At 43.8% G+C, this 21,676-nt stretch carries 15 protein-coding genes and 1 rRNA gene; 5 read left to right on the top strand and 11 right to left on the bottom strand.

The window, feature by feature from the left end; genetic code table 11:
- A 16S ribosomal RNA gene (locus AAHJ11_RS12830) occupies nt 1–553 on the bottom strand; the annotation flags it as partial.
- A 1,326-nt stretch (nt 554–1,879) separates the two neighbouring features.
- Between AAHJ11_RS12830 and AAHJ11_RS12825 the strand changes: the two genes are divergently transcribed.
- The 5 genes from AAHJ11_RS12825 (at nt 1,880) to gldH (ending at nt 6,660) form a co-directional block, all read left to right on the top strand.
- Nucleotides 1,880–2,392 (top strand): ferritin-like domain-containing protein, encoded by a 513-nt coding sequence (locus AAHJ11_RS12825; protein ID WP_148363869.1) that lies wholly within the window; start codon nt 1,880–1,882, stop codon nt 2,390–2,392.
- 187 nt (nt 2,393–2,579) lie between these two features.
- A complete protein-coding gene (metF, locus tag AAHJ11_RS12820) occupies nt 2,580–3,533 on the top strand; it encodes a methylenetetrahydrofolate reductase [NAD(P)H] (RefSeq protein WP_074558936.1) in 954 nt (317 codons plus the stop codon).
- A 1-nt stretch (nt 3,534) separates the two neighbouring features.
- Nucleotides 3,535–4,659, top strand: a complete 1,125-nt coding sequence (locus AAHJ11_RS12815) for an ATP-binding protein (protein WP_148363870.1) — start codon at nt 3,535–3,537, stop codon at nt 4,657–4,659.
- A gap of 14 nt (nt 4,660–4,673) precedes the next feature.
- The gene (locus tag AAHJ11_RS12810; protein WP_195649244.1) at nt 4,674–6,209 is read left to right on the top strand and encodes a stage 0 sporulation family protein; all 1,536 of its coding nucleotides are present in this window, start codon (nt 4,674–4,676) and stop codon (nt 6,207–6,209) included.
- Nucleotides 6,187–6,660 carry a gliding motility lipoprotein GldH gene (gldH, locus tag AAHJ11_RS12805; RefSeq protein ID WP_195649245.1) on the top strand — a complete coding sequence of 158 codons (474 nt, stop codon included), beginning with the start codon at nt 6,187–6,189 and terminating at the stop codon, nt 6,658–6,660. Before AAHJ11_RS12810 ends, gldH begins: the two co-directional genes overlap by 23 nt.
- A 10-nt stretch (nt 6,661–6,670) precedes the next feature.
- Here the strand turns inward: gldH and rodA are convergent, their stop codons facing one another.
- The 10 genes from rodA to AAHJ11_RS12755 form a co-directional block, all read right to left on the bottom strand.
- Nucleotides 6,671–8,128: a rod shape-determining protein RodA gene (gene rodA / locus AAHJ11_RS12800; protein WP_148363873.1), complete on the bottom strand. Its 1,458-nt coding sequence runs from the start codon at nt 8,126–8,128 to the stop codon at nt 6,671–6,673.
- Complete coding sequence (gene mrdA, locus AAHJ11_RS12795) at nt 8,109–9,971, bottom strand: penicillin-binding protein 2 (RefSeq protein ID WP_148363874.1); 1,863 nt, start codon at nt 9,969–9,971, stop codon at nt 8,109–8,111. The genes rodA and mrdA overlap by 20 nt, the downstream gene beginning before the upstream one ends.
- Nucleotides 9,972–9,973: 2 nt before the next feature.
- On the bottom strand, nt 9,974–10,471 hold the full coding sequence (mreD, locus tag AAHJ11_RS12790; RefSeq protein WP_195649246.1) for a rod shape-determining protein MreD: 498 nt from the start codon (nt 10,469–10,471) through the stop codon (nt 9,974–9,976).
- A complete protein-coding gene (mreC, locus tag AAHJ11_RS12785) occupies nt 10,468–11,313 on the bottom strand; it encodes a rod shape-determining protein MreC (protein ID WP_122136129.1) in 846 nt (281 codons plus the stop codon). The genes mreD and mreC overlap by 4 nt, the downstream gene beginning before the upstream one ends.
- Nucleotides 11,314–11,320: 7 nt before the next feature.
- A complete protein-coding gene (locus AAHJ11_RS12780) occupies nt 11,321–12,343 on the bottom strand; it encodes a rod shape-determining protein (RefSeq protein WP_004304915.1) in 1,023 nt (340 codons plus the stop codon).
- An 89-nt stretch (nt 12,344–12,432) separates the two neighbouring features.
- Nucleotides 12,433–13,956 carry a bifunctional phosphoribosylaminoimidazolecarboxamide formyltransferase/IMP cyclohydrolase gene (gene purH, locus AAHJ11_RS12775; protein ID WP_074637238.1) on the bottom strand — a complete coding sequence of 508 codons (1,524 nt, stop codon included), beginning with the start codon at nt 13,954–13,956 and terminating at the stop codon, nt 12,433–12,435.
- A gap of 151 nt (nt 13,957–14,107) precedes the next feature.
- Nucleotides 14,108–16,144 (bottom strand): M13 family metallopeptidase, encoded by a 2,037-nt coding sequence (locus AAHJ11_RS12770; protein ID WP_217723288.1) that lies wholly within the window; start codon nt 16,142–16,144, stop codon nt 14,108–14,110.
- A 47-nt stretch (nt 16,145–16,191) separates the two neighbouring features.
- Nucleotides 16,192–18,150, bottom strand: coding sequence for an ABC-F family ATP-binding cassette domain-containing protein (locus tag AAHJ11_RS12765; RefSeq protein ID WP_122136212.1), 1,959 nt, complete (start codon nt 18,148–18,150; stop codon nt 16,192–16,194).
- Between the two features lie 142 nt (nt 18,151–18,292).
- Nucleotides 18,293–19,204: a nucleotidyltransferase family protein gene (locus tag AAHJ11_RS12760; protein ID WP_074558949.1), complete on the bottom strand. Its 912-nt coding sequence runs from the start codon at nt 19,202–19,204 to the stop codon at nt 18,293–18,295.
- Between the two features lie 128 nt (nt 19,205–19,332).
- Nucleotides 19,333–21,675: a BamA/TamA family outer membrane protein gene (locus tag AAHJ11_RS12755; protein ID WP_217723283.1), complete on the bottom strand. Its 2,343-nt coding sequence runs from the start codon at nt 21,673–21,675 to the stop codon at nt 19,333–19,335.
- Between the last annotated feature and the right edge of the window lies 1 nt (nt 21,676).

Genomic DNA, 21,676 nt, shown 5'->3' with positions numbered 1-21,676 from the left:
AACGCTCGGATCCTCCGTATTACCGCGGCTGCTGGCACGGAGTTAGCCGATCCTTATTCATATGGTACATACAAAATTCCACACGTGGAATACTTTATTCCCATATAAAAGAAGTTTACAACCCATAGGGCAGTCATCCTTCACGCTACTTGGCTGGTTCAGACTTACGTCCATTGACCAATATTCCTCACTGCTGCCTCCCGTAGGAGTTTGGACCGTGTCTCAGTTCCAATGTGGGGGACCTTCCTCTCAGAACCCCTATCCATCGTAGTCTTGGTGGGCCGTTACCCCGCCAACAAACTAATGGAACGCATCCCCATCGATAACCGAAATTCTTTAATATCAATCTCATGCGGGATTGATATACCATCGGATATTAATCTTTCTTTCGAAAGGCTATCCCCGAGTTATCGGCAGGTTGGATACGTGTTACTCACCCGTGCGCCGGTCGCCATCTTCACTTTGCAAGCAAAGTGAAATGCTGCCCCTCGACTTGCATGTGTTAAGCCTGTAGCTAGCGTTCATCCTGAGCCAGGATCAAACTCTTCATTGTAAAAGTATTTTTTATCATCAGTTAAGATGATTATTTGCTCTGTTCAGGACGCCGTAATTTTATTGACCTTATTCAAATACCTGTTAGTCTTAATTGTATCGCTACTTCATAAGACAAGTATTGACGGTTCTATTTTTACTTGTACTACTTGTATTGTTTATCAATATTTCAAAGAACTAACGTGGCTTCCGCCGCGCCTGCTTTCTTTTCGAAAGCGGATGCAAAGATAAGGACTTTTTCAGATAACTTCCAAACTTTTTTCAAAGTTTTTTGTTTTTATTTTCTGTGGCCTTCATCTTATAGCAGAATGTCAATCATTAGGCTCTGTCTCTCTAGCAAAGCGGGTGCAAAAGTAGACAAGTTATCAATAACTTCCAAATATATCTGACTATTTTTTCTAATTATTTTCGGGTATTCATCCTAACTTACTGAATCATAACGATGTTGTAGAATATATTTTTCTTCATATATGTTGCATATATATGAAAACAGGCAGGAAAGGACACCTTATTATATTACATACGCGCGTATAGAGCAAATAGCAAAAAGATATTCGCAAAGAGAAGGTAAAAAGAGAAGTACTCTTAAAGAAACAAACTAAAAAATAGATTTCTACAGGACAAGAACACATAAAAAAGTGAGAATAGTTATCCGTTATCACTCTACTTTTGTTTATAATTCACTCCTACTAATCAATAAATAAATTACTATCCTAATTTCAGCATACAGGTGTCTTTCTTTATAAGACATACCACTTCATAGGCTTTCTTCTTATGTTCAATATTCATTTGCTTAGTAGTTGGCAAGGGCTCACTGCAGTGAACAAATAAGCTATCAGATGTAAACAAATAAGCTAACGATAGTAAACAAATTCGTTCACTGCAGTGAGCTGTTAAAAGACATTAGGGCTTATCAGAAGAATCACGAGGGATAAACATCTATTATATAAGACATTGACGTCTATTGTATAGGAGAGTATAGGATAAAAGCGAATAGACAAGACACTTATTATAAACTGTTTAAGATAGAATCAGGACGAGACAGGGTGAGGGTAAAAAGTTACCCTCACCCTACTACCGCACTTACCCTCACACGTTGTAACCACGATGAATAAAGGGATTGAGCGAAGGTGTGAGGGTGTGAGGGTAAAAGTGATACAAAAATTTAGTTGAAATGAAATATTAAAAGCATCCATGTTCTATTAAAAAAGAAGGAGCTGCACAATGCAATGCATTCTTTCTGTTAAAACCTCCGGGATACTCAAACAAAAAGAACCTCCGTCTGTTACATTAGCGATTTAAACATAGTAACCTAAACTTTAAAATTATGGCTAGAGAAAGTGTAAAAATCCTACAAGGTAAATTAGATGTAGAAAGTTTAATTTCACAGTTGAACGCAGCATTGGCTGAAGAGTGGTTGGCATATTACCAATATTGGGTAGGTGCATTAGTAGTGGAAGGCGCCATGCGTGCCGACGTACAAGGTGAGTTCGAGGAACATGCCGAAGAAGAACGTAGACATGCACAGTTGCTTGCCGACCGTATCATCGAGCTGGAAGGGGTTCCGGTACTTGATCCGAAACAATGGTTCGAACTGGCAAGATGCAAATATGATGCTCCGCAAGGCTTCGATTCAGTCAGTTTGCTGAAGGATAATATTGCTTCCGAACGCTGTGCCATTCTCCGTTATCAGGAAATTGCCGACTTTACTAACGGGAAAGATTTCACCACTTGTGATATCGCCAAACATATTCTTGCCGAAGAGGAAGAACATGAACAAGATTTACAAGATTATCTGACTGACATTGCCAGAATGAAGAAATCATTTCTCGAAAAGTAAATTCTAATTTAATAATGATTAGGTGAGAGAGGGTGCGTCCGAAATACAGGATATGCCCTCTTTTATGTAATAGTGCGATAAAAACCAAACTATTTTCAAACAAATCAAGAAGAAATCTTTCTTTTTTCGTATTTTTGTCCCAATATGCATGTTTAATCCAAGTAGATAACAACATCAACGAAAAGGAATGAAAGTAATTGATTTAATAAATAACAGTAAAGGTACAGCTTTTTCTTTCGAGATTCTCCCTCCTTTGAAGGGAACCGGAATCGAAAAGCTCTATCAGACAATCGACACTCTTCGAGAATTTGATCCGAAATATATCAATATCACCACGCATCGCAGCGAATATGTCTACAAAGATCTCGGCAACGGGCTCTTTCAGAGAAACCGCCTGAGAAGACGTCCGGGAACAGTTGCCGTAGCGGCAGCCATTCAGAATAAATATAATATTACTGTGGTTCCTCATATCCTGTGCAGTGGTTTCACACGTGAGGAAACCGAATATGTATTGCTGGATTTGCAATTTCTGAATATCACTGATTTGCTGGTACTTCGTGGGGACAAGGCTAAACATGAATCGGTCTTTACTCCCGAAGGAGACGGATATCATCATGCGATTGAATTGCAGGAGCAGATTAATAATTTCAATAAGGGAATCTTCGTTGACGGTTCAGAAATGAAAGTCACCGCCAGTCCTTTCTCGTATGGCGTGGCGTGTTATCCGGAAAAGCATGAAGAATCTCCTAACATAGAGACAGATCTTTACTGGCTGAAAAAGAAGGTAGAAGCTGGTGCAGAGTATGCTGTAACACAATTATTCTACGATAATAAGAAATATTTCGATTTTGTGGAGCAGGCTAAGGCAGCAGGTATCAACATACCTATCATTCCGGGAATCAAGCCTTTCAAGAAAATCTCCCAACTAAGCATGGTCCCCAAAACATTCAAGGTGGATTTGCCGGAAGCTCTGGTGAAAGAAGCATTGAAATGCAAGAATGACGCGGAAGCCGAACAGGTGGGTGTTGAATGGTGCGTGGCTCAATGCAAGGAGTTGATGGAACATGGGGTTCCGAGCATCCATTTCTACTCCATCGGAGCAGTAGACAGTATCAAGGAAGTAGCCAAAATCATTTATTGATATGTTTTTCAAAGACGTAATCGGACAAGAAGAAATCAAGCAACGACTCATTCAGGAAGTGAACGAGGGGCGTATTCCACATGCCCAACTCATTTGCGGTCCCGAGGGAGTTGGTAAAATGCCATTGGCTATCGCATACGCACGCTACATCAGTTGCACCAATCGGGGCGAGGAAGATGCTTGCGGTGTCTGTCCGTCTTGTGTGAAATTCAATAAGCTGGTACATCCGGATGTGCATTTCGTATTCCCCATCGTGAAAAGTGCGAAAGGCAAGAAAGAAGTGTGTGATGATTATATTGCCGATTGGCGGCCATTCGTTATCAACCATCCTTATTTCAACCTCAACCATTGGTTAAGTGAAATGGACGCAGAGAACTCTCAAGCGCTGATTTATGCCAAAGAGAGCGATGAGATCCTGAAGAAGCTCAGTCTGAAATCCAGTGAGGGTGGATTCAAGATTACGATTGTATGGTTGCCGGAGAAAATGCACCCGGTATGCGCCAATAAGTTGCTGAAACTGCTTGAGGAGCCACCCGAAAAGACGATTTTTCTATTGGTTTCCGAAGCTCCGGACATGATTCTGCCTACCATCTTGAGCCGTACTCAACGTATGAATGTGCGGAAAATTGACGAAGCCAGCATCGACCGGGTATTGCAGAGTAAATATCATGTTCAGCCTGCGGATAGCATCTCGATTGCCCATCTGGCAAACGGAAATTTCGTCAAGGCACTCGAAACGATTCATCTGAATGAGGAGAATCAGTTATTCTTCGAGCTCTTTGTCAACCTGATGCGCTTATCCTATCAACGGAAAATAAAGGAGATGAAGATGTGGAGTGAACAGGTGGCCAGCATGGGACGCGAACGCCAGAAAAACTTTCTGGAATATTGCCAACGTATGATCCGCGAAAACTTTATCTTCAACCTGCACCAGCGCGATCTGACGTATATGACTATTAACGAACAGAATTTTGCAACCCGCTTTGCACCTTTTGTCAACGAACGTAATGTGATGGGTATCATGGACGAATTAAGCGAAGCGCAACTACATATAGAACAAAATGTAAATGCTAAAATGGTATTTTTCGACTTCTCACTGAAGATGATCGTACTGTTGAAGCAATAATAAATATATAACTTATGGAATATAAACTTCATAATGGGAGCGGTGGCCTTTGCTGCAAAGGATGTTCCCGACAAGATAAAAAACTGAATACCTACGACTGGCTGGCTGACATACCGGGCAATGCGGAGGAGAGTGACATGGTAGAAGTGCAATTCAAGAATACCCGGAAGGGATATTTTCGGAACAGCAACAAGATCAAACTGGAAAAAGGAGATATAGTTGCCGTAGAAGCTGCTCCGGGCCATGACATCGGAGTAGTTACATTAACCGGCCGGCTTGTTCCCCTGCAAATGAAGAAAGCAAACTTCAAGGCAGATACGGAAATCAAACGTGTTTACCGGAAAGCCAAACCAGTGGATATGGAGAAGTTCAACGAAGCCAAAGCCAAAGAACACGCTACCATGATCCGCGCACGCCAAATTGCATTGAACCTCAATCTGGATATGAAAATCGGTGACGTGGAGTATCAGGGAGATGGTAATAAGGCTATCTTCTACTACATCGCCGATGAACGGGTAGACTTCCGTCAGTTAATCAAAGTATTGGCCGAAGCTTTCCGTGTACGTATCGAGATGAAACAAATCGGTGCCCGTCAGGAAGCCGGACGTATCGGCGGAATTGGCCCTTGCGGACGCGAACTGTGTTGTGCCACATGGATGACAAGTTTTGTTTCTGTGTCTACCAGTGCCGCCCGTTTTCAGGACATCTCACTAAATCCGCAAAAACTTGCCGGACAGTGTGCTAAACTGAAATGTTGCCTGAACTATGAAGTAGACTGTTATGTAGAAGCGCAAAAACGACTTCCTTCGAGAGAGATAGAGTTGGAAACAAAAGATGGTACTTTCTATTTCTTCAAAGCAGATATTCTAAGCAATCAGGTTTCTTACTCTACGGATAAGAACTTCCCCGCCAATCTGGTTACAATCAGCGGCAAACGCGCTTTTGAAGTCATCTCCATGAATAAAAAAGGGATGAAACCGGACAGCTTGATCGAGGAAGAAAAGAAACCGGAACCGAAGAAACCGGTTGACTTGCTGGAACAGGAAAGCGTTACCCGCTTTGACCGTAGCCGGAATAATAAAGATGGCGGCAATAACGCTAACCGGAACAATAAAAAGAAGAAGAAAGGAAACAATAACAATAATAACGGTAACCGCCCGCAACAACAAACGGAAGGTGGAAATCGTCCGCAACAACCTCAACGGGAGAATGAAAACCGCCCGCAGCCGTCAGAAAACGGCAACAGAGGGGAAAGGGACAATCGACCGAGAAATAACAATAACAACCGGAACAGAGGACAGAACCAGGGACGGAATAACGAAAACAGACGTCCGGAAAGGGGACAGAACCAAGAACGCCCACAAGGACAAGAGCGCCCCAGTCAAGAACGTCCGCAAGGTCAGGAACGCCCGCAACAACAAGACCGCCAACGGGAGCAGCAAGGACAGGAACGTCAAGAACGTCGTCCTAATCTGGAGCGTCCTTCCAAACCGGAAAGAAATCAGAATCAGGAGAAACTGCCAAATAATGAAAAGTCTACTCAAGAATAGTTTATTTATTCTATTCAGTGCTTGCTTACTGACAGCCTGCAATGATAATACGGTGTATCACTCCTATCAATCCCTCCCTGACGAGGGATGGGAAAAGAGTGATACACTCTCTTTTCAAATATCCATAACCGACAGTATTCCCACTACCCTCCGGCTTTTTGCAGAAGTCCGCAACAGAATAGAGTATCCTTATCATGACCTCCACTTATTTATCAGTCAGAATCTACAGGATTCTACGGTATGGCGCACTGACACAATCGCTTTCAGCTTGGCTGATTCTGAAGGAAAATGGACTGGACATGGATGGGGAAGCATTTACCAATCGGAAACTTTTTTTAAATCTCTCCTCCCCTTGCATTCCGGCAACTATACTATCAAAGTGATAAACGGAATGAAAGATGAAAAACTACAAGGATTGAGCGATATAGGCATCCGCATTGAAAAACAGTAAAAGGTAAAAGTTAAAGCCTTCTGCCACGGCCTGCATCAATCCGCAGGAAAATAAACAGCAATATCGTAAATCCCCATAAAGAAGAGCCTCCATAACTAAAGAAAGGTAATGGAATACCAATAACCGGAGTCAAGCCCAGCACCATACCGACATTGATAAACAAGTGGAAAAGGAAAATACTGACGACCGAATATCCATAAACCCGGCCAAAATTCGAAGTCTGCCGTTCGGACAAGAAGATTAATCGCAAAATCAAAATAAGGAATGCCAACAGGACAGCAGCCGAACCAACAAAACCTTGCTCTTCACCTACTGTACAGAAGATAAAGTCGGTATCCTGTTCAGGCACATACTTTAACTTCGTTTGCGTACCATTCAGGAACCCTTTTCCTGTTAATCCACCGGAACCGATGGCAATCTTAGATTGGTTCACATTATATCCGGCACCGGTCAAATCTTCTTCCAAACCAAGCACTACTTTAATACGGACTTGCTGATGAGGTTCCAGCACATTGTCAAATACATAATTACTAGAATACAGGAACCCGACAGAACCGATTGCAAACAGAGCAATCAGGAAATAAGTACGTTGCCGCTCACTTAATGCCAGATAAATCAGATAGCCTATCATTACAGCACAAAGCCCCCATTGCACCCAAACCAGACTAAAGTGCACCCAATATTCCGATATTAAATAGGTAATCAGCAATATGATCAAACTTCCACCAATGATATTGCGGGTAGCAGCCCATTTCTTGCGATATACCCATACCATGCCACCGGCAAATAATAGAATCAACAGCAATACGATAAATTCTCCCAGCGGCGTAGGAGTATCGGCAATAAATACTTCATCAAAACGGATGCCGACCACAAAGTAGATTACCGCGCATACGCCTGCAAAGAGCACTACCCCCGGCATTCCTTCACGATAAAGAACCAGAAAAAAGGCGAGATAAACCAATGCGGAACCCGTCTCCCGCTGACCGATAATCAATAACATCGGAAGCAGAATGATAAATCCCAAGATAAAGGCACACTTTTCTTTTTTGATGCTGAATGAATAAGAGTTCATGTATTTGGCCAAAGCCAAGGCTGTGGCAAACTTGGCAAATTCGGCAGGTTGCAAGCTAACCGGCCCCATCACCAGCCAAGAGCGTGAACCCTTTGTGTCCGGCGCTATGAAGATGGTAACGATGAGCAAGAGAATCATTCCTACATATATAATGTACGCGAACATATCATACATACGGTCTTCCAGCATCAACAACACAAATCCGAGCCCGAAGGAACAGATAATCCACACAAACTGTTTACCGGCACGGGTCGAAAAATCCAGAAAATCACGTTCACCATAGTCGTAACTGGCTCCGCAAACGCTGAACCATCCACCAACAATCAGGAGCAGGTAAATAAAAATCGTTACCCAGTCCAGTGATTTCCACAAACTATCGTTCCTCGTTACCATACAATATCACTCTGTTACTAATTTCTTCCGCTCTTAATTCATTTTCCGGTGATAACTTCCCGTTTATATATTGTTCCATCATCAACGCACCAACAGGCACTCCATAAGTAGCTCCCCACCCACCGTTCTCCACATAGACGGCAATAGCTATCTTGGGTTTATTCATAGGTGCAAAACCCATAAATACCGAGTGGTCGTGCCCACGATTCTGTGCAGTACCTGTTTTACCACAGGCCTCCAACCCCGGAACCATTACGGACAGCATACGGCAGGTACCACCGGTGGCTGCGCCACGCATCCCTTCTACTACTGATTCATAATGCCTCTTCTCAATAGTGGTATAACGCGGTACACGATAGATGCTATCCAACTGGTTATCCTGGATTTCCTTTACAATATGCGGTGTCACGAAATATCCTCTGTTGGCAATCGTCGCCCCCAAGTTAGCAATCTGAAGAGGAGTGGACAGAATTTCTCCCTGTCCGATAGAGATACTGATTACGGTTAATCCGTTCCAATGTCCGCGATAAGCTTTATCGTAGAACTGTGCATTCGGAATCAAACCACGTTTTTCTCCCGGCAAATCGACTCCCAGTTTGTAGCCGAATCCCTGCGAAACCATGTGATCTTTCCAGACCGTTATGGCATTTTGCGGTGAACCGTATTTACGATCGCCGAACATACGAAACAGTCCCCAACAGAAATAGGAGTTGCACGAAGTGGCAATGGCAGGAATCAGAGGCAAGGGAGAACCATGAGCGTGGCAACCTACTGTCAATCTTCCGTAATGGAATCCATGCGAGCAAGGGAATGCCGGACTTTGTTCGGTAATAATTCCTTCTTGCAAGAAGGTCAGTCCCTGCGCTGTTTTAAAAGTAGATCCCGGAGGATACACTCCCATCAAGGCACGATTCAGAAGTGGTTTCGTCATATCACGTTGCAAAGCCAGATGATTCTTTCCACGCTGACGGCCAATCATCAAGTGCGGATCGTAATTGGGAGAGGATACCAGACAAAGGATTTCCCCGGTTTCCGGTTCGATAGCTACAACACTTCCGATTTTATTCTTTAATAAACGCTCGCCCAGCATCTGCAAGTCAATATCCAGGCTCAATGTCAGATTCTTACCGGGAACGGAAGGACGGTCATATTCGCCATCCATATAATGCCCCTGGATACGGCCATGTGCATCACGAAGCAGAATTTCAATTCCTTTCTCGCCACGAAGATATTTTTCATACGATTTTTCAACTCCCAGTTTGCCGACATAGTCACCACGAATGTAGTATCCTTCTTCATCAGCCTCCATTTCTTTTGCGGAGACTTCTCCAATATCTCCTAAAGCATGAGCGGCAGCGTTGTAGGTATACTGGCGAATGGTACGCCGTTGAATATAAAAGCCACGGAACTTAAATAGTTTTTCCTGAAAGACACCACATTCCTCTGCCGAAAGTTGCGACATAAACAACTGGTTGGTATAGCGGGAATATCCCGGATTACGGCGACGGTCTTTCATGTCGCTCATAATTTTCAGGAACTGCGAACGGGTGATATTCAGCGATTGGCATAAATCGAGGGTATCGAGATTCTCGACTTCCTTCGGCACAATTGTTATGTCATAGGCCGGCTGGTTGAATACCAGCAGTTTGCCGGTCCGGTCGTAAATAGCACCGCGTGAAGGATACTGGATTTTATTCAGAAAAGCGTTACTGTCAGCATTCTTTTTGTAGTCATCAGTCATGATCTGCAATACAAAAAGACGTATCAGATAAATCAGAACAATGGAGAGAGCAATACCTCCGATTACAAATTTGCGCTTCTCTAAGATATAATCTTTTGCCATCGTTACCTCTTAATCCCTTCTATAGCTATGATACAGGTTACAGTCAGAACAGTGCAAAGGAGCACTCGCAACAATAACAGCCAAATGCTGGTGAATGAGAAGAACTCGATGGAGAGTAATGCCAGACTGTGCACAAAAACACTTGCAGTAGTATATTTTAGAAAAGGACTGATTCCCATCGTCTTGAAAGAGGGAATGAGGCTGTCCGGATTATCACGGGGCATGAACAGACGAAGCAAAGAGGGTCGGAGAAAAGCAAGCAACACGGCAGCCGCTGCATTCATTCCCGGAGTATCGGAAAAGATATCAATGGTCAGTCCGAAGAAGAAAGCCCACAGCATCAGTTCATTGCGGGAAGTGCCGGAGCTGAACTTCAGAATAAAGTAGATATAGAGAAAAGGAGTTGCGTATCCGGCAATATGCACATTATTCAGAATCAGTACCTGAAGAAGCACCAAGCCGATAAACCATCCGATTCTATGTATATAAGTAATTATCATTCTTGCGTCACCTTGTTTTCAAGTTTCTTCTGTTCTTCCTGTCCCGTCCGGGCTATCACGCGAACATCACTCAACTTACCGAAATCAGTAGCCAGCTTAATCTTCAACAGATAGGAAAGTCCGTCATTAGAATCGGACATATCATCCACCGTTCCCACCATGACACCTTCCGGAAAGACAGTCGAGAAACCGCTGGTGACGACCGTATCTCCCAAATTAAACTCTGCATGACGAGGCAGGTCTTTCAGATAAGCATAGCGCGAATCTCCATGTTCCCACTTCAGGTAGCCGAAGTAATCGCTACCGACAATCTTACAACTGATATTCGACTTGCTGTTCAGTACCGAAATCACCACCGAATAAGAAGGGGATGTTTCATAAACAATCCCTACAATTCCATTACCGTCCACCACTCCCATTTCGGAGCGAATGCCGGAAGAAGAACCTTTATCAAGTGTGATATAATTATCAACGAGATTCAAGCTATTCTTTATCACATGAGCCTTGAACAGCTCATAATCCGTTTGCGACACCTGCCGAATACTTTTGATAGTCAGAGAATCAAGCTGACGCTCTCTCAATGCTTTCTCCAGATTAGTAATCTGTTGTTCGAGCACCATGTTCCGGTCCATCAGGTCTTCATTGACCGATTTCAGATGAAAATAAGAGGAAACTCCTCCCGAAACTTCATAAACTGCCCCCACAACCGTATTGGCAGAAGTGAAGAATGCACTCTGCTGATAACGGTTGAACCGAAATAACAAAACAAAACTGGCTACCTCCAATACGATGAAGAGGAACCAGTAATTGTATTTCAGAAGGAAGTTTAATAAATTCCTCATTCCCGGTTTATCTCATTAAGAAAGAGAAACGGTCTACGTTCTTTAATGCCACACCTGTACCTTTGGCGACTGCGTGCAAAGGATCTTCCGCAATATGGAAAGGAATGTTGATCTTGTCGGTCAAACGCTTATCCAGTCCACGAAGCAATGCACCACCTCCGGAGAGATAGATACCATTGTGCACAATATCAGCATACAGTTCAGGAGGCGTATTTTCCAATGCACTCAAGATAGCAGTTTCAATCTTTGAAATAGATTTCTCCAGACAGTGAGCTACTTCCTGATAGCATACAGGCACTTCCATTGGAAGAGCTGTGATACGGTTCGGACCATGAACGATATAATCTTCCGGAGCATCTTCACCCAGTTCGGTTAAAGCAGCACCCACATTGATCTTGATACGTTCTGCCATACGCTCGCTGACTTTCACATTGTGCTGACGGCTCATGTATTCGCGAATATCTTCTGTCAGGTCATCACCGGCAGTACGAATGGAGTTGTTGGAAACGATACCTCCCAAAGAGATAACGGCAATTTCCGTAGAACCACCACCTATATCGACAATCATGTTTCCTTCCGGAGCTTCTACGTCGATGCCGATACCGATTGCCGCAGCCATCGGTTCAAAAATCAAATAGACATCACGGCCACCGGCATGTTCCGCAGAGTCGCGAACAGCACGGAGTTCGACTTCCGTACTTCCCGAAGGAACGCCAATCACCATGCGAAGAGAAGGTGAAAACAAATGGTTGCGAGTATTCACCTGCTTTATCAAACCGCGCATCATCTGCTCGCAAGCATAAAAGTCGGCAATCACTCCATCTCTCAACGGACGGATAGTACGTATGTTTTCGTGGGTTTTTTCATGCATCAACTTCGCCTTTTCCCCCACGGCAATCATCTTTTCTGTACGGCGATCCAAAGCAACGACTGACGGCTCATCCACCACGATTTTCCCATTCGTGATGATAATGGTATTGGCTGTGCCCAAGTCCATTGCGATCTCTTGTGTAAAAGAAAATAATCCCATTCTTGAATAATTTATTAAAGTGGAGTATTAAGTTTAAGTATTATAACTGTGCAGTGCAAGTTAACACTAAAAACTTAATACTTATTTTTTTAGTGTTTAAAATGACGGATACCGGTAGTCACCATCGCCATACCATGCTCATTGCAATAAGCAAAGGATAAATCGTCTTTTACCGAACCTCCCGGTTGGATAACAGCCGTAATACCTTCTTTATCTGCAATTTCCACACAGTCGGGGAACGGGAAGAAAGCATCGGAAGCCATCACTGCACCATTCAGATCAAAACCGAATGATTTGGCCTTTTCAATTGCTTGCTTCAATGCGTCTACACGCGAAGTCTGTCCTACACCGCTTGCAAGAAGTTGCTTATCTTTTGCCAATACGATGGCATTAGACTTGCTGTTCTTTACAATTTTATTGGCAAACAACATATCTTCTACTTCTTCCGGAGTAGGAGCTTTGTCTGTCACGGTTTTCAGGTCAGCTACCGTTTCAATATTAGTATCTTTATCCTGCACCAATACGCCATTCAGTAAAGCACGGAATTGCTTTTTAGGCAATTTGGCTTCTTTACGAACGAGGATGATGCGGTTCTTTTTCTGTCCCAGGATTTCGAGTGCATCCACATCATAATCCGGTGCGATAATCACTTCGAAGAAAATCTTGTTGATTTCTTCCGCTGCTTCTTTGTCAATGACGCCATTCGTAATCAATACACCTCCGAAAGCAGAAACCGGATCACCGGCCAATGCGTCTTTCCAAGCATCCAGAACAGTAGTGCGGGAAGCCAGTCCACAAGCATTGTTATGTTTCAGGATAGCGAAAGTGAGGTCGTCGAATTCGTCAATCAGGTCAACGGCAGCATTGATATCGAGAAGATTGTTATAAGAGATTTCTTTTCCGTGAATCTGGTCGAACATCGCTTCCAGATTTCCGTAGAAATAACCTTTCTGATGTGGGTTCTCACCGTAACGAAGTTGCTTCTGGCTATTTACCGAGCAACGGAAAGCAGAGCCTTCGCCGGCATCGAAATAGTTGAAAATAGCCGAATCGTAATGAGAAGAAACGGCAAATGCTTCTTTTGCCATCCAACGGCGTTCTTCGAGTGAAGAAGTAGCACCGTGCTCCATCAACATATCCAGCAATGGTTTGTATTGAGCTTGAGAAGCCACAATGATTACATCGTTGTAGTTCTTGGCTGCGGCACGAATCAGAGAGATTCCGCCTATATCGATTTTTTCAATAATATCTGCTTCAGATGCACCGGAAGCTACCGTAGCTTCAAACGGATACAAATCAACAATCACCAGATCTATCTCGGGGATTTCATACTTCTCAATCTGTTGCATATCCTGCTCCAAGCCGCGACGGCAAAGGATACCTCCGAATATTTTCGGATGTAATGTCTTTACTCTACCACCGAGAATAGAAGGATAAGTGGTCAAATCTTCCACTGCCTTGCAAGGATATCCCAATGATTCAATAAACTGACGAGTTCCGCCTGTCGACAAAAACTCTACTCCCTCTTCATGAAGTTTGGTAATAATTTCGTCCAAACCTTCTTTATGGTATACAGATACCAATGCAGTTTTTATTTTTTTAGACTCTGACATTGAATTGCTTATTAAGTATTTGGTGTGCAAAGTTACGAAATATTGTTTATCGTACGTAATAAATAAGGTGTGAATTAATAAAAAAAAGCGTTGACCCTCCTCAATGGAAAATCAACGCCTCTTCGCAGATGTGTTCTCTATTCAAAATCTATTACCAGATAGACACTCGTTTATCCTTAGGTACAAACATCGGATCCTGCTCGGTAATTTTGAATGCTTCATACCAATTTTCGATATGAGGAAGAGCACCGTCCACACGCCATTTTCCTAATGAGTGAGGATCGAGTTTAGTTAACCGGAGAATTTCTTCAGGACGGATATTTCCTGCCCACACATTAGCATAAGCAAGAAAGAAACGTTGTTCCGGAGTAAATCCGTCAACAATTTCCAATGGTGCAGCTTCTGTTGCTTTCTTGAAAGCCTGGAAAGAAACCTGCAAACCTCCGTGGTCGGCGATGTTCTCTCCCAATGTCAGGCTACCGTTTCCGTGTACGCCCGGAGCCACTTCAATGCTGTCAAAGAAGTTCACCATTACTTGGGCACGTTCTTCGAACTTTTTAGCATCTTCTTCCGTCCACCAGTCTTTCAGGTTTCCGTCTTTGTCATATTGACGTCCCTGATCGTCAAATCCATGAGTCATCTCATGGCCGATGACCACGCCAATTGCACCGTAGTTCATAGCATCGTCCGCATTCATATCGAAGAACGGAGGTTGCAGGATGGCTGCCGGGAAGCAGATTTCATTGGTAGTCGGGTTATAATAAGCGTTCACAGTCTGAGGAGTCATCAACCATTCATCCTTGTCTACCGGTTTGCCGGCTTTAGCAATCATTTCGTTGTAATCCCATTGGTTCGCACGTTCAATATTTGCCCAGTAAGAATCATTTTTGATCTCCAGTGCAGAGTAATCTTTCCATTTATCAGGATAACCGATTTTTACATGGAAGGTAGCCAGTTTCTCCAACGCTTTTTCTTTGGTCGGTTCGCTCATCCATTCCAAACCTTTGATGCGTTCACCCAAAGAAGTTTGCAGGTTCTTCACCAGTGTAACCATGCGTTCTTTAGCAGCAGCAGGGAAGTACTTTTCCACGTACATCTGTCCTACCACTTCGCCAAGCACACCGTCTACGGTGCTCACAGAACGTTTCCAACGAGGTTGCATTTCTTTCTTGCCGGACATTGTTCTGCTGTAGAAATCGAAATTCTGTGCTTCAAAATCATCGCTTAAATAAGAAGCGGCAGCATCTATCAATCCCCATTGGAGATACAGTTTCTGATCGTCCAGCGATACGGTGTTAATCACATCGGCTACTTCCTTCATGGCAGCAGGCTGACCGATGTTCACTTCCTTCAGATCTTTCAAACCGGAAACGGTGAAATAAGTATCCCAGTCGAAAGTCGGGAAGTTCTTTTTCAACGTTACCATGTCCATCTTGTTATAATTAGCATGAGGATCACGCAATTCCACTTGTGAACGAGCTGCTTTCGCCAGACGGGTTTCAATGTTCATCACTGCTTTTACCGCTTTCTGTGCAGTAGCTTCATCATAACCTGCCAACTGGAACATCTTGGCGATGTGTTCCTGATATTTGTTACGGATATTTTTAGTCTGCTCGTCATCTTCCAGATAATAGTCACGTTGTCCCATTCCGATACCTCCCTGATAGGTTTGTACGATATTCATGGAACTGTTCATATCGTCTGCACTTACGAACATGGTGAAGTAAGGACGGATGCCTTTCTTCTGGCTTTCGGCGATATATGCATAGATTTCTCCTTTATCCTTGAGAGCGTCAATGGCTGCCAGTTCCGCTTTGATCGGAGCTACACCTTCCTGATTCAGTTTCACGCTATCCATTGCGATATTATAAAGATCGCCTACTTTCTGGGCAGCACTGCCCGGTGCGTTATCTTTCTTTGCAGCCAATTCGGCAATCAACGCTTTCAGTTGCTCACGGCTGTTTTCGCGCAACATATCGAATGTGCCGAAACGTGAATACTCGTCTGTCAGCGGATGATCTTTCACCCAACCTCCACAGGCATATTGATAAAAACTTGTACCCGGCACAGCCGTGGTATCCAGATTAGCAAGGTCGATACCGGACGTCAGCACGGCCTCTTTCTTACTGTTACATCCTGTTGTCATAAGGCATACGGCAAGAATTGGTAAATACTTGGTTACTTTCATACTCATATAATATGTTATAGAATTATCATGCTATTGGAAAGGAAGTTCTAGCCTTTCACTTCTTCCAGTTCCATCGAAACTCGCTCCCACTCTTCAACAATAGTATCCAACTGCTGTTTCAGTTTCTGATGCTGCTCATACAGTTTCATATCCGAAGCTCCTTCGGGAGTGGCCATTTTCACTTCTATAATGGCTATGGCCGATTCGGTTTCTTCGATCGAGGTTTCGCAATCCGCAACTTGGCGCTCGAGTTTCTTCACTTTCTTATTCAGTTCTTTTTGAGCTTCATAAGAGAGTTTGTTTTCCGAAGGTTGTGCGGCTTCCTGTTCATTATTTCCTTTGGCAGATGCCGTAGGAGAAGTGGATAAGCCTGCCCCTTTCTGAAGTTCGTTCAAGCTATCTATCTTTTTCTTTTGCAGAAATTCATAGATACCGCCGAGGTGTTCTTTTACCAGTCCGCCACCGAACTCATATACTTTAGTCGCAAGTCCATCCAAAAAATCACGGTCGTGGCTGACAAGAACTACGGTTCCGTCAAATTCGCGGATCGCTTCTTTCAATACGTCTTTCGAACGCATATCCAAATGATTGGTCGGTTCGTCCAGAATCAGGAAGTTGACGGGTTCCAGAAGAAGTTTAATCATTGCCAATCGGGTACGTTCTCCACCGGAGAGGACTTTCACTTTTTTGTCCGAGGCTTCGCCTCCAAACATGAAAGCTCCCAGTATATCACGTATTTTCAGACGGATATCGCCTGTAGCTACCCGGTCGATCGTATCGAATACAGTCAGGTTCTCATCCAGCATTTGCGCCTGATTCTGTGCAAAATAGCCGATTTGTACATTATGACCGATGGTGAGCTTACCATCAAAGTCAATCTCTCCCATGATACACTTTACCAATGTAGATTTACCCTCTCCATTCTTACCGACGAAAGCTACTTTCTCTCCCCTGTTGATAGTGAGGTTTACATCATGGAAAACAACATGGCTGCCATACGCTTTGCGTACATCTTCGCAAATCACAGGATAGTTTCCGCTACGGCTGGCAGGAGGAAACTTCAAACGAAGTGAGGAGTTATCTTCTTCATCTATTTCAATGCGGTCTATTTTATCCAGCTGTTTGATACGGCTCTGCACCTGTACGGCTTTGGTAGCTTTATAGCGGAAGCGTTCGATGAAGTCTTCCGTATCCTGTATCTGTTTCTGCTGGTTTTCGTATGCACGAAGCTGTTGTTCGCGACGTTCTTTACGCAGAACTACAAACTCATCATATTTCACTTTGTAGTCATAAATCTGGCCACAAGTGATTTCGATGGTACGGGTCGTTACATTATTGAGGAAAGCACGGTCGTGGCTGACCAATACGACTGCATTGGCACGTGTAGCCAGAAAGTTTTCCAGCCATTGGATACTTTCAATATCGAGGTGATTGGTCGGTTCATCGAGCAAGAGTACATCCGGGCGACGTAAAAGCAATTTTGCCAATTCGATACGCATACGCCATCCGCCGGAAAATTCCGAAGTAGAACGTTCGAAGTCCTCCCGGCTGAATCCCAGTCCGAGCAGAGTCCGTTCGATTTCCGCCTGATAGTTTGTACCACCCATCATCAGGAAGCGGTCATTTTCATGTGTGAAACGGTCTATCAACTGATGGTATTCTTCCGAATCGTAGTCTGTCCGTTCGGCTAGTTCCTGATTCATCCGTTCCAACCTCGCCTGAAGTTCAAAAATATGTTCGAATGCCAGTTCCGCCTCTCCCATCACCGTCCGGTTGTCGGAAAGAATCATGACCTGCGGCAAATATCCGATGGTTACATCTTTCGGAGTGGCTACAATGCCATGTGTCGGCGACTGCAAGCCGGCTAATATTTTCAGCATGGTTGATTTGCCGGCACCATTCTTGCCGACCAACGCAATGCGATCTTTCTTATTAATTACATAGCTGACGTCCTCAAAAAGCGGCGTCGCATTAAATTCTACTGATAATCCTTCTACTGAAATCACTTCTGCTTCTGATTTATAACATTTTGGACTGCAAAGATACTGAATATTTATTAGATACAGCTTAGTATTATACGTTATGAAAAACAAAAAAGCAGTCATTCTGATTGAATGACTGCCCTCTATCTTTACCTATGTATCTTCTTTAGAACAACTTAGCAGGATATTCGCCGGCATCTACCAATGCCTGAATCTTGTCTACTACGCTCTGACGATCTTCCGGATAAGTAACACCAAACCATTTGCTGGTAGTATCCAATACTTCAACAGTAGCAGTTCCGTCATTAATCAATTTATCCACCATCAATGGGATGAAGAATTCGCTCTTCAGGTTTTCCATGTTCTTCGGATCGCTAAGGAAAGTCTTGAAAAATTCCTGGCTGTAAGCGAAGTAATCAGGAGTGAAGCCCCAGAAGTTCATACTTACCGGAGTCGTGTCAGGAGTAGCAGTCCATTCGCCATCATCACCGATATATTTCACTTCACCGTCAAGACGTTGAATCTTCGTACGTTCTACTACAGATGTCAACAATCCTTTAGCATCTGTGCTACAGATACCACGAGATACCGTACCGCTTTCGCTCAAGGTATTTCCTACACGGAAACCTACCATTGAATAAACGTTCTCTGAATTTTCAGGAAGAGCTGAAAGGAATTTACCCATTACCTGGAAAGAATCGCGACCATAAAAGTCATCGCAGTTGATTACTGCAAACGGTTCTTTAATCACATCAGCACCCATCATTACTGCATGGTTTGTACCCCATGGTTTTGTACGGTCTGCCGGACAAGTAAAGCCTTCCGGAAGATCGTTGATAGACTGAAATACCAGTTCGCAAGGGATGTGACCTTCGTATTTGGAAATAATTTTATCACGGAAATCTTGCTCAAAATCTTTGCGGATTACAAATACAAGCTTACCAAATCCGGCATTGATAGCATCATAGATAGAGTAATCCATAATAGTTTCGCCATTAGGACCCAGTCCGTCTAATTGCTTCAAGCCTCCATAACGGCTACCCATACCGGCTGCCAATAAGAATAAAGTTGGTTTCATAAATTGTGTAATATTAAAAGGTTAGTGATGTCAACGGCATCAGATTTCGTTGCAAAATTACAAAAATAGTTGAATCCAACAGGACAAATATCAATCATTATTTACCAAAATCGTACAAAAATCATTCATTAGAAGGGATAACCGATAGCAAAATGTATTCCCAGATTCTTCATAAAGCTTCCTGTGACATTGTAATATCCGCTTCTTTCGGTATCGTAAGGCAAATGCAAAGGTATACCGAAGTCGAGACGGAACACCAGAATATCCATATCATACCGAATACCGACACCAGTACCCAAGGCGATTTGTTTCGGGAAAGTTTTCAGTTCGAGCTGTGAGTCCGGACGAGCCTCATCTTTACGCATCAACCAGACATTTCCGGCATCTAGGAAAGTAGCTCCCCAGATACTCTTAAAGATACGGAAACGATATTCTACATTTGCCTCGAAACGGAAAGTACCCGTCTGATCGAGGTAGGAATAGCGGCTTTCCGACGGATGGTAGCCACCCGGTCCGATGCTACGCACCGTGAAGGCACGAATACTGTTGGCACCGCCTACATAGAATTGTTCGCTGTAAGGGGCTATCGTTGCATTACCGTAAGAGAAGAGAGCACCCAAGGCCACACGGGAGGCAATCTTATTATTCTTGTCCATATTCCATAAATGACGGAACTCCGTATTCAGCTTTACAAACTGTGCGAAAGGTACGTTGAGCAAACGCTTATCCTCTTTGTTGAAAGGCTGACCGAAAGCACGGTAAATCAAGGAGGTCAAGTTTCCGGCAGAAGTAATGGTGGACTGCCACCAAATCGGATTCTTTATACCGCGTGCGGAAGCGTTATCATACGTATAAGTATATTCCATGGCAGGAATAAACTGGTCTTTCAAACTGATATATAAGGCCGGATTAGCTTCGGCTATTGCGATAAATTCGTCCGATTGATGTTGCAGGACATTGAATGTCAACTTGAAAGGGGTAATACTATGTCGGCTTGTACGTGTCGGCTGGAAATCGTAGGTAGCATTTCCACCGAAGGATAGCAGTTTGTAATATCTGGCGCGGTTCAACTGGTCGACGTACAGGCGGAAAGTCGTTGTTGCCGGAAAGTCGAACTCCCGTTTTCCCAAATGCGGGAAAACCACCCGTGGGAAAGTCAAAGAAGTAGAAACTCCCATCTCCCAGCTATTCATCAGAGAACTCTTCTCTCCTCCGCCGGTTTGCCACTCATAAGAACCTTTCAGCTTTACATTCCAGCTTTCTCCACCTCCGAACACATTGTTCCGGGTGACGCCGAATGAGGCTCCCGGACCGGTCTGGTCGTTACTTTTGGTTACGACATTCAATTCCAGCTCGGCATCCAGCGGCTTGGCAAAAGTAGCTTGCATCGTCACCTGCAACGTATCGCAAACGGCTGTTGTATCTTTAGGAGCATATTGCAGATCCAAGTAACTGAAAATTCCCAGCTGACTGAGCTTCTCCTGAATCTGCTCCTGTCGATACTGACTGTAAAGCCGGGTGCGGTTGGAAGCACGCATCTGTGTATTCCGCACAAATTGCTGATAGTTCAACCACCGATAAAGCATATTCGGACGAACCTGCAATTTCTTATAGAAATGAATATTCAGATTCTTGTACATCATGCTATCATTCGGCATTTCTCCATTTTTCCCAAATAAATAGACGGAAGCATCTCCTACATAGTAAGGACGCTGCGCAGCAGCAGGCAATCCCGACACAGGAATCAGACGAAGACTGATGTGTCCTCCGGGCACTAAAGTTGTATCTGCCTGATAAGTCATATAGTCGGGACGGAAATAAAAATATCCCCGGTTACGTAACAGCGTACTGATACGGGTACGTTCTTCATCCAGATCGACCACGTTAAACTGCTCACCGGGATTTATATAGGACATCCGGCGCCCCCGTTCCATAATACGTAAAGTCTGGGGTGTGAAACGCTGATAATAGACCGTATCAATAAAATAAGGGTTCTTCATGTCAACCGTATAAAGAATGCTTGCTTTCAGGCTGTCTTTCTTATCCACCAAGGTTTCATAAGTCACTTTCCCGTTAAAATAGCCATAATCACGGAGCAAGTTAGTAGCCACCTTGATACGCACTTCCGGATTGACAGTGGAAATAAATACCGGAGGGTTGGCAGCCAGGCGGTTGAACATCCACTTTCCAAATCCCTTTTTATATTTCACAAAGTCATTATACATCCACATTTTAAAAGGAATAGGCAGAAGGCCTCCTAACATCTTTGTACTGGGAGTTTTGTCAAGAGCCGCATCAATCTCTGTTAAGGCCGTCTCTCCTACCGGTGTTGCCGACTTATTCTCTACTACCGTTTTTCCTCCTGTATAGAGTACCTCCCCTTCAGGCAGGTGTTTTGTCACCGAACAGCCCGAAAACAAAATGATACCAATCAGACAACTTGCTAATATGTTATTATATATCCCTTTCATG

It is taken from the genome of Bacteroides sp. 90-K9/2, assembly GCF_047310725.1.
GTDB classification, from domain to species: domain Bacteria; phylum Bacteroidota; class Bacteroidia; order Bacteroidales; family Bacteroidaceae; genus Bacteroides; species Bacteroides vicugnae.
The sequence above is the reverse complement of the archived record's forward strand: the minus strand, read 5'-3'. Positions and strand labels throughout refer to the sequence as shown.

What these genes read in the sequence shown, in the direction of transcription:
- AAHJ11_RS12825 (WP_148363869.1), top strand. Translation starts at nt 1,880, where the DNA reads ATGGCTAGAGAAAGTGTAAAAATCCTACAAGGTAAATTAGATGTAGAA.
- metF (WP_074558936.1), top strand. Translation starts at nt 2,580, where the DNA reads ATGAAAGTAATTGATTTAATAAATAACAGTAAAGGTACAGCTTTTTCT.
- AAHJ11_RS12815 (WP_148363870.1), top strand. Translation starts at nt 3,535, where the DNA reads ATGTTTTTCAAAGACGTAATCGGACAAGAAGAAATCAAGCAACGACTC.
- AAHJ11_RS12810 (WP_195649244.1), top strand. Translation starts at nt 4,674, where the DNA reads ATGGAATATAAACTTCATAATGGGAGCGGTGGCCTTTGCTGCAAAGGA.
- gldH (WP_195649245.1), top strand. Translation starts at nt 6,187, where the DNA reads ATGAAAAGTCTACTCAAGAATAGTTTATTTATTCTATTCAGTGCTTGC.
- rodA (WP_148363873.1), bottom strand. Translation starts at nt 8,128, where the DNA reads ATGGTAACGAGGAACGATAGTTTGTGGAAATCACTGGACTGGGTAACG.
- mrdA (WP_148363874.1), bottom strand. Translation starts at nt 9,971, where the DNA reads ATGGCAAAAGATTATATCTTAGAGAAGCGCAAATTTGTAATCGGAGGT.
- mreD (WP_195649246.1), bottom strand. Translation starts at nt 10,471, where the DNA reads ATGATAATTACTTATATACATAGAATCGGATGGTTTATCGGCTTGGTG.
- mreC (WP_122136129.1), bottom strand. Translation starts at nt 11,313, where the DNA reads ATGAGGAATTTATTAAACTTCCTTCTGAAATACAATTACTGGTTCCTC.
- AAHJ11_RS12780 (WP_004304915.1), bottom strand. Translation starts at nt 12,343, where the DNA reads ATGGGATTATTTTCTTTTACACAAGAGATCGCAATGGACTTGGGCACA.
- purH (WP_074637238.1), bottom strand. Translation starts at nt 13,956, where the DNA reads ATGTCAGAGTCTAAAAAAATAAAAACTGCATTGGTATCTGTATACCAT.
- AAHJ11_RS12770 (WP_217723288.1), bottom strand. Translation starts at nt 16,144, where the DNA reads ATGAAAGTAACCAAGTATTTACCAATTCTTGCCGTATGCCTTATGACA.
- AAHJ11_RS12760 (WP_074558949.1), bottom strand. Translation starts at nt 19,204, where the DNA reads ATGAAACCAACTTTATTCTTATTGGCAGCCGGTATGGGTAGCCGTTAT.
- AAHJ11_RS12755 (WP_217723283.1), bottom strand. Translation starts at nt 21,675, where the DNA reads ATGAAAGGGATATATAATAACATATTAGCAAGTTGTCTGATTGGTATC.